This window comes from Actinacidiphila sp. bgisy144 (assembly GCF_057708105.1).
On the sequence record NZ_JBYIRM010000015.1, the window covers coordinates 198,716 to 207,903 of the forward strand.

Annotated in this window: 5 protein-coding genes; 2 read left to right on the forward strand and 3 right to left on the reverse strand. The window is 70.6% G+C overall.

What is annotated here, in order from left to right:
- Positions 1-38 precede the first annotated feature (38 nt).
- Together AC3EVP_RS19240 and AC3EVP_RS19245 are read right to left on the reverse strand one after the other, a co-directional pair.
- Positions 39-725, reverse strand: coding sequence for a hypothetical protein (locus AC3EVP_RS19240; protein WP_435131323.1), 687 nt, complete (start codon positions 723-725; stop codon positions 39-41).
- 323 nt (positions 726-1,048) lie between these two features.
- The gene (locus AC3EVP_RS19245) at positions 1,049-1,369 is read right to left on the reverse strand and encodes a hypothetical protein (RefSeq protein ID WP_335970816.1); all 321 of its coding nucleotides are present in this window, start codon (positions 1,367-1,369) and stop codon (positions 1,049-1,051) included.
- 76 nt (positions 1,370-1,445) lie between these two features.
- Between AC3EVP_RS19245 and AC3EVP_RS19250 the strand changes: the two genes are divergently transcribed.
- Positions 1,446-2,117 (forward strand): hypothetical protein, encoded by a 672-nt coding sequence (locus AC3EVP_RS19250; RefSeq protein ID WP_435131324.1) that lies wholly within the window; start codon positions 1,446-1,448, stop codon positions 2,115-2,117.
- Positions 2,118-2,173: 56 nt separating this feature from the next.
- Here the strand turns inward: AC3EVP_RS19250 and AC3EVP_RS19255 are convergent, their stop codons facing one another.
- Positions 2,174-4,282, reverse strand: a complete 2,109-nt coding sequence (locus AC3EVP_RS19255) for a hypothetical protein (RefSeq protein ID WP_435131326.1) — start codon at positions 4,280-4,282, stop codon at positions 2,174-2,176.
- A gap of 334 nt (positions 4,283-4,616) precedes the next feature.
- On the opposite strand from AC3EVP_RS19255, the gene AC3EVP_RS19260 reads away from it, so the two are divergent.
- Positions 4,617-9,131 carry an FtsK/SpoIIIE domain-containing protein gene (locus AC3EVP_RS19260; RefSeq protein WP_435131328.1) on the forward strand — a complete coding sequence of 1,505 codons (4,515 nt, stop codon included), beginning with the start codon at positions 4,617-4,619 and terminating at the stop codon, positions 9,129-9,131.
- Positions 9,132-9,188 lie beyond the last annotated feature (57 nt).

A 9,188-nucleotide genomic window follows, 5' to 3' on the forward strand; every position in this document is an offset into this window, starting at 1 on the left:
GTTGTCTGCCTCGTCCGTGCCTGGTCCGCGCCGCTGGTTCAGTGCTTGCTGGGGACGAGCACGAGGGAGACGTCGCCCGCCGCGGAGGCGGTCGCCAGCGCACCGGCGTCGGCGGCGTCCGCGATGACCGTGATGGTCTCGCTGCCGTCGCCGAAGCTGCTGTTGCTGCCCGTGTCGATGTCCTTGATGACGAGGTTGCCGCTGATCGGCTCGGCGCCGCCGGTGCTGCCGGACGAACCCGACGAACCCGACGAGTCGCCTGAGGACTTGACGTCGTTGCCGACCAGGTACGCCGCCACGGTCAGCCCGTCGGCGAGGCCGCTGGGGAACTGCCCCTTCTTCAGGGACAGGCCGACCAGCGTCTTGCCGGCCGCGAGCACCTCGGACTTCTGGGTGATCATCGAGTTGACGACGATCGACCCGCTGGTCAGGTTGGTCGCGGCGCGCCAGTTGCTGGCGAGGTCCTCGCGCTGGTTCCACCGGATGTACTTGACGTCGGTGCCGTCCGCGACCATGACCTCGCGCATCGCCGACAGCGGGATCTTGTCGCCGACCGCGACGTCGGCGGTGACCTCCACGACCGACACCTTGTTGCCCGCGCGCAGCACCATCACGGTGGCGCCGAGCGCGCCCACCAGGATCAGCAGCACCGCCAGCGCGGCCAGCGCGGGTTTGCGCTCGCGCGGCGCGACCGGCAGCCGGCTGCCGACGGCGGGTCCGTTCAAGTTGGGTGCGGGAACGGACTGACGGCCACTGCCGCCGCCCGCGGCGGAACGTTCCCTGGTTTTCACTTCACTGCCCCCGAGCCGGCGCTTCGCATCAGCCATTTCGGCCACCCGGGGCAGTTCCGTCGCTCTCCCGTCCGGCGACGACCCCGCAGGCCGATGTCAAGTCACCGCACGCTATCAGCGGGCAACAAATGCCCTCAAGGCGTGGCCCGTGACAACCCGCATACAGCATGGCAACAGAACGAAACGGGGTCCGTTCGCCGGCGGTCGACTGTGCCGCCGGTCCGTTGTCCCGCTGCCCTGTTTCGGAACGATCGGAACTACCGGAAACGATCCATGTTGTACATCTTGGCGTCGCCCGGCGTGACCTTCTCCGGCAGCTTCTTGATCTCGGCGTCGATCACCGGGACGAGCCGGCCGAGCAGCGTCTGGATCGTGCCGTGCCGGCCCTTGACGTCGGCGCCCCAGGTGTCGGCCGCGGTGCCGACCCAGACGTTTCCGCCGCCCATGTCCGAACACGTCGTCTTCAACGGCTCCTTGAGGGTGCCGAGGTCCCGGATCAGCTGGGTCTTCAGGTTCTGCAGGTCGGTGATCGCCGGATTCGGCACGGTCGCCTGCGGATTGCTGTCGTTGCTCCCCATCGTGTTCTCCCCCGTGTGTTCGCGACCCTTCGGCCTCTATCGTATCTGCCAGCCCCCGCAGGAGGACGAGGACCACGTGACGAACAACACCGCCGACAACGACAACGACATCGCGCTCACCCCGATCTCCGTGCCCGACCCCGCCGCCCGTGAGCGCGCCAGGCGCCGCAGGAAGGTGCTCGCCGTCGTGGGCGCCGTGGTCGTGGTGGCCGGCGGCATCACGTGGTGGGCGGTCGCCGCGAACGGCGGCGACAGCAAGCCGGTGAAGCACACCGCCGTGATCCCCAAGGCGTTCGGGGCGTACACGGAGGCGAAGGACGGCGACACCGAGTGGACGGCGCTGTCGAGCGTCAACACCGACCCCGCGAAGGGCGACGTCTACCTGACCTACCGGGCGTCCGGCGGCCGCGCCGCGATGATCACCGTCACCCTCGACCCGCCGGACTTCACCGCCGACGACGGAACTCGAACCGGCCCCGGTTCCGAGAGCGAGACGAAGGATCTTCTGGGGGTCGACAAGGACCAGAAGATCACGAGCTACCCGGCCGGGAAACAGGACGGGGAGATCCAGTGCGCCGACACCACGGCGGCCGGTCGCACGATCACGACGTGCGCCTGGCAGTCCAAGGCCGCCGAGGTCACCTTCAGCCCGGTCTTGAACCACCACACCGTCACCGGACAGAACCAAGCTGCGGCAGATCTGCGTGCCTTTCTCGACGTGCTGAGAATCGAAGCGAAGAAGGCATGAGCCCCGCCGAACCACCGCTGACCGGTGGTTCGGCGGGCGCGTACCGACTCGACGCGTCAGTCGTCCGGGATGTGCTGGAACTGCTCGTCCTCGGTGAAGCCGGTGATCTCGACCTTGTTGACGACCGCCGGGTCCTGCAGCCAATTGCCGTACGCCGTGCGCTGCTGGGTCGTCATCGACGCGAAGGGCTTTACCGAGCCGTTCCCGTCGAGGAAGTTGTCGCCGGGCGACTTGATGTAGCCCTTCGGGTCGCCCGTGTAGGTCTTCGAGACGTTCTGGTTCGGGTGCTTCGGGTCCGCCTTGGGGGTGATAGTGACCGGCGGGGTGGTCTTCGGGTCCCAACCGCCCTTGCTCAACTGGCCGTCGGCCTCTCGCCGATACTCGTCCTGCCAGTTCGTATCCAGCTTGGCACTGTCGATCTTCTTGTAGCGATCGGCCAGACCCCCGGGCGCGTCCTCCGGGCTCACCGACACCGCGCTCGCGATGTAGTCGACCAGCAGGTCCTCAGCGCTGCCGCCGATCTCCCCCGCCTGCTCCTTACCGAGGTCGGTGATCGCGGACGCGCCATCGGTGGCAACCCCCTTCGCGGCTTTCTCGCCGAGTGCGATCAGCTCCTTGCGCGCACCGTTCACGCCGTCCGCCCAGTCGTCGGCGTCCTGCTCGATCGACCCCTCGGCGTAGTCGAAGGCCTGGCTGTAGGCCTTCATCATCATGCCCCGTTCCATCGCCCGATAGGACTCGGCATGGTCACCGCTCGTCGTCACCTGCCGTCCTGACGCCTCGTCGTCAACCGTGTTGCGGAACGCGTCGAAGAGCACGCTGAGTTTGCCGGCGGTCTTGGCGTCGCGAGCGGACTCGTTGAGCATCGCCTGCCACAGGGGCGCGCCCACCTCTAGACCGGGGCGGTTGGGGTCCTGGCCTTCCAGGAACGCCGTCTGGTCCCACTGTGACATCTTCTTGGTGAAGCCTCCCTTGGTGGCGTCGGCCCCCCAGAATTTGTCACCGACCGGCGACGTGATCCCGTAGACCATGTCGCTCCAGTTGGCGGTGACCAGCTTGCCGTAGTAGACGTCGATCGGGTCGTAAGGATGGATCTTGCTGGAATCACCGTTCTGGTGGCGGTAGTTGTCCATCATGATGCGGGCGGTGAGCTTCTCCGCGAGCGGCCGGTTCGTCGCCTTGAGGTCGATCGTGCCGGCCGACATCAGGTCCGCGAACGCCTGGGCACGGGCGGGTGGTTGGCCGAGGTCCCAGGGGCCGTGCGGATAGATGATCGTCTGCATCGTGTCGTAGTTGTGGTCCATCCACTCACCCGACGCCTCGGCGTTCTTGCCGATCGCGTTGAACAGCTGGGTGTAGTGGTCGTCGGCGAAGACGCCCTTGTCGAGGCCGGAGCTGTTCATGAACTCGCTGCCGTTCTTCGACGGGTCCTTGTCGAAGACGCGGTCGCCGAGCGCGACGAGGTAGTCCTTGTCCTGCGAGCCGCCCGGCAGCAGCGAGGTGAGGTAGTCGGCCCGGAAGACACCGCGCGGGTCCTTGAAGTTGTCGAACCACTTGCTCCAACTCGCCTGCTTCTGCTGGGCGGTCTGGCCCTCGTAGGCGACCTTGGTGAAGGTGCCGAAGGTCTTGGCGATGACATCGCGGTCGTGCTTGGCCTCGTCCGGGTGGTCGCCGTACCGGCCGTAGAAGTTGTCGTCGGCCATGTCGTTGGTGAGCTGGAGCAGGTTCTTCGAGCCGAGCTGGTTGTAGAACGCCTTGAGGTAGTCCGGGTCGTCGGAGTGGGCGCTCAGATCGGCGAACAGGTCCTCGGACGGGTCGTCGCCCTTCTTGAGCGCGTCGTTGTACTTGTCCGCCAGCGCCTTGCCGTCCTTCTGCGACTGCGCGGTGGTGTTCACCATGCTGTCGTCGATGCTGACCATGCCCTTGTGGTCCGGGTACGGCTTGTCCGCGGCGATGGCCAGGTGGTAGCGGCGGGTGAGCATCGGCATCTGGTCGTCCAGCCAGCCGCAGATGCCGATGAGTTGGGTGAGAGAAGAGGAGTCGAGTCCCTTTTCCTCGAACTGGTACTTGTACGAGGACGCGGTCGACCGCAGCAGGTCCTTGTCGCTCTTGAACGAGCTCGTCATCTTCTGCAGGCCGTCCGGATCTATCCCGGAAAACCCCATCCGCTTCTCCTCCCGTGTGTACTTCGCCCCGGTTCGCCGACCGCTCGCGCCGCGCGGGCGGCCCCGCCCGTGCGACCTGGGTGCTCCCGGCCCGGGCCCCGTGTCAGGAATGAGGATCGCACAGGGCGGCGGAACGGTTCCGTGCCGCGGAAGTCGGCGCCGCCGCCGTACCCCGCGGAAACCCGGGCAGGCCCGGCCGTGCCCCCTCCGCTGCCCGACGGGGCTTACCCGGGGTTTCCGCGGGCCTATAGCCTCGTGGCAGCAGTGGACGGTTAATGGGAACAGGCACAGCGAATGCAGGGCCCGGTCCGGGCCTACGGGGAGGGGCACAGCCATGCGCGTGACCGTGACGGTCGTACAGCAGGGCGTCGACGCGCAGGACGTCCTGATCACGGCCGACGACTCCGCGAGCGCGGGCGACGTCGCACTGGCGCTGGCGCAGTCCGTGGGCGCGGTGGCCCACGAACCGGCCGGGCACGGCGGGGGCGTGGTCGTCCAGTTCCCCGGGCAGTACCAGAACGGGGGCCGGCCCGACGCGGCTGGCGGGTGGGCCGGCCGGCCCGCCGACCCCGCTCCCGCCGCCGTGCCGGTGCTGTGGGCGGACGGTGTGCCCTGCGACCCGCAGGCGCAGGCGCAGTCCGTGCTGCGCGACGGCATGCGCGTCACCGTCGACGACTCGATCGGCCCGTTCATGCGCACCGGCGAGCCGTCCGGGCGCTACGAGGTGCGGGTGTGCGCCGGGCCGGGCGCGGGCCGGGTGGCGCGGCTCGGTGTCGGCACCGCGACCATCGGCTCGGCGCCGAACAGCACGGTCGCCGTGCAGGACCCGTCCATCCCGCCGGCCGCCGCGCGGCTCTCGGTGGCCATGGACGGCACCGTGCTGCTGACCGGCGCGCCCGGCGCGGGCCTGACGCTGGAGAACGAGCCGGTGGAGGCGGAGCGGCCGTGGCCGCTGCGCGCACAGCTCAAGGCCGGCGACTCGGTGCTGGTGCTGGACCGGCCGAGCGCGCCGGACGCCCACCTGTCGCCGATGGGCGAGGGCGGACTCGCGTACAACCGGCCGCCGCGGCTGACCGCGCCGCCGCCCCGGCAGCTGCTGTACGTACCGCAGAAGGACGCCAAGACCGACCGGGCCCGCTTCCAGGTGCTCACGCTCATCGCGCCGGTCGTGGTCGGCGTGACGATGTACTTCATGGTGCACCAGATCTACATGCTGCTGTTCTGCGCCATGAGCCCGGTGATGATGGTCGGCCAGTGGATCAGCGACAACCGCGCCGGCAAGCGCAAGAACCAGGACGCGGCGAAGAGCTACAAGGCCGCGATGGCCGAGTACGAGGAGAGCCTGGAGAACGCCCGGATCTCCGACCAGCGCGAGCGGCGGGCCAACTACCCGGACGCCGCCGAGATCCTGCTCTTCGCGACCGGCCCGCGCCGCCGGCTGTGGGAGCGGCGGCTCACCGACCCCGACGCACTGCGGCTGCGGATCGGCGTCGCCGACATGCCCGCCGACATCGAGCTGCGCCCCAAGGGCCGGACGGCCGAGGACGCCGTGCCGCCGGAGCCGCCGCTGGTGTACGACGTGCCGCTGCCGCTGCCGGTCCCGGAGATCGGCGTGGTCGGTATCGCCGGTGAGCGGGCCCGGGCGCTGGGCACCGTCCGCTGGCTGGTGTCGCAGGCCGCGGTGCTGCACAGTCCGCGGGACCTGTCGATCGTGGTGCTGTCCTCCGCGCCCGACGCGGCGCGGTCCTGGAACTGGGCGCACTGGCTGCCGCACCTGACGCCCCAACAGGGCCAGGACTGCGTGGCGTTGATCGGCACCGACCAGGAGGCGGCCGGCCGCCGGGTCAACGAACTCCTCCAGGAGCTGGGCCGGCGCAAGGCCGACACCCTCGCCAACCAGGGCGGCCGGCTGCGGCCGGACCCGTTCGTCCTGGTGGTGCTGGACGGTGCGCGGCTGCTGCGCCGGATGCCGGGTGTGCCGCAACTCCTCCAGGAGGGACCGCAGTTCGGCATGTTCGCACTGTGCGTCGACGAGGACGAGCGGCTGCTGCCGGAAGAGGTGCGGCTCGCGGTGTGCTGGTCGCCGCACGCGGCCAGCCGGCTGCACCTGCGCGGCGGCGGGCTGGAGCGCCTCGGCGAGGTGCTCGCCGACCAGGTCGGCCCGGAGTGGTGCGAGCTGGTGGCCCGTTCGATGGCGCCGGTGCGCGACGTCAGCCGCGACGACGCGGACAGCGCGCTGCCGACGTCCGCGCGGCTGCTGGACCTGCTGGGCATGCCCAACCCGGTCGGGGAGCAGGTGGCGGGGATCTGGCAGCGCGGCGGTTCGACCACGGCGGCGCCGATCGGCGTCGGCGCGGACGGCACCTTCGTGCTGGACATCCGCAAGGACGGGCCGCACGCGCTGGTCGCCGGCACCACTGGCGCGGGCAAGTCCGAGCTGCTCCAGACGATCATCGCCTCGCTCGCGGTCGCCAACCGGCCCGACGCGCTCAACTTCGTGCTGATCGACTACAAGGGCGGCAGTGCCTTCCAGGACTGTGCGCGGCTGCCGCACACCGTCGGCATGGTCAGCGACCTCGACGCGCACCTGACCGAGCGCGCGCTCGCCTCGCTCGCCGCGGAGTTGCACCACCGCGAGACGATCCTGTTCAACGCGGCCACCAAGGACATCGAGGACTACAACGACGCGCGGCGGATGCGGCCCGACCTGGAGCCGATGCCCCGACTGGTGCTGATCATCGACGAGTTCGCCTCCCTGGTGGCCGAACTGCCGGACTTCATCGCCGGTCTGGTCGACATCGCCCGCCGCGGCCGTTCGCTGGGCGTGCACCTGGTGCTGGCCACGCAGCGGCCCGCGGGTGTGGTCAGCGCCGACATCCGCGCCAACACCAACCTGCGGATCGCGCTGCGCGTCACCGACGCCGACGAGTCCCGGGACGTCATCGACGCGCCCGACTCCGGGGCGATCGCCAAGTCCACGCCCGGCCGCGCCTATGTGCGCTCCGGCGCCCAGTCGCTGGTCGGCGTGCAGTCCGCGCGGATCGGTGGCCGCCGCCCGGCGGTCGGCCAGGAGCGCGCCAAGGCCGCGGTGGTACCGCTGGGTTGGCAGTCGCTGGGCCGCCCGATGCCGCGCGGCGGGCAGGCGGAGGCGGACGACGGCACCATGGTCACCGACCTCGCGGTGCTGGTGGACGCCATCCGCGACGCGTCCGACCTGCTCAACTTCCCCGCGCCGCGCAAGCCGTGGCTGGACCCGCTGCCCGAGCGGATCGTCACCGAGGAACTGCCGCCGCCGGCCGCCGCCGGGTTCGGCGATGTGCCGCCCATCGGCTACGGCATCACCGACCTTCCCGCGCAGCAGGCCCGCGCCCGGCTCGCGGTCGACCTGGTGCACGGCGAGCACGTGCTGATCGCCGGCGGCCCGCGCTCGGGCCGCTCCACCGCGCTGCGGACGATCGCCGGCGCGCTCGCCCGCGACACCGCGCCGACCGACGTGCACCTGTACGCCATCGACTGCGGCGCCAACGCGCTGCTGCCGCTGGTGGCGCTGCCGCACTGCGGCGCCGTCGTCACCCGCGACCAGCCCGAGCGGCTGTCGCGGCTGCTGGACCGGCTGTCGGCGGAGGTGTCGCGGCGGCAGCAGCTCCTGGCCGTCAAGGGCGCCTCCAGCGCCGCCGAGCAGCGGGCGATGGCGGCCACCCCGGAGGAGCGGCTGCCGTGGATGGTGCTGCTGCTCGACAACTGGGAGGGCTTCACCTCGACCTTCGAGTCGTACAACTACGGCAAGCTGATCGAGGGCGCCATGCGGATCTTCCGGGAGGGCGGATCGGCCGGGCTGAAGGTCGTGATGACCTCGGACCGCTCCGGCTTCCTCGGGGCGATCTCCTCGGTCTTCCCGGACAAGCTGGTGCTGCGGATGGCCGACCCGAACGACTACGGCAACGGCGGGCTCGCCCCGCGCGACGTGCCGAAGAACATGCCGTCCGGGCGGGCGCTGCGCCCCACCGACCACGGTGTGCAGGAGAACCAGGTGGCACTGCTGGCCGCCGACCCGGCCGGCCAGGCACAGGTGGAGGTGCTGCAGCGGATCGGCCGGCAGGCGACCGAGCGGATCGGCCGGGTCGGGCGGCTGCCCCGGCCGCAGCGGCCGATGCGGGTGGACGCGCTGCCGCCGCGGATGACGCTGACCGACGCGATGGCGCTCGACCCGGACTTCCGGCCGTCCTCGCCGCTGTGGGCGCTGATGGGCGTGGGCGGCGACGAGTTGGCACCGGTCGGCATCGACCTGGAGGAGGCCGGGCCGGGGTTCGTCATCGCCGGGCCGCCGAAGTCGGGCCGCTCCACGGCGCTGATCACGGCTGCCCGGTCGCTGCTCGCCAACGGCACTCCGGTGGTGCTGGTCACCCCGCGCCGCTCGCCGCTGCGCGAACTGGCGGACGCACCTGGGGTGTTGGGCCTGCTGACGGGCACCGAGTCGACCGCGGACGAACTGACGGAGCTGACCGCGAAGGCGGCCGGGGAGAAGTTCGTGGTCGTCGTCGACGACAGCGAACTCCTCTACGAGAGCATGCTGGAGACGGCGTTGGAGGAGGTCGTCAAGAGCGGTATGGACGGTGACCACGCGCTGATCGCGGCCGGGTCGTCGGACTCGATGAGTTCGCAGTACCGCGGTTTCGTCGTGGAGGCGCGCAAGTCGCGCAACGGGCTGCTGCTGTCGCCGCAGACCGGCTCCGAGGGCGACCTGTTCAACGTCCGGTTGCCGCGGGACATCGGCGGCGGCCCGCTCGGCCGCGGTGTGCTGATCCGCGGGGGCACGATCATGCAGATCCAGGCGGCCCAGCCGGCGTAGCCGCCGGGCCGGCAGAGCGAAAAAGGGCCGGGGGGTCGGGGGAGACTCCTCGTCCCC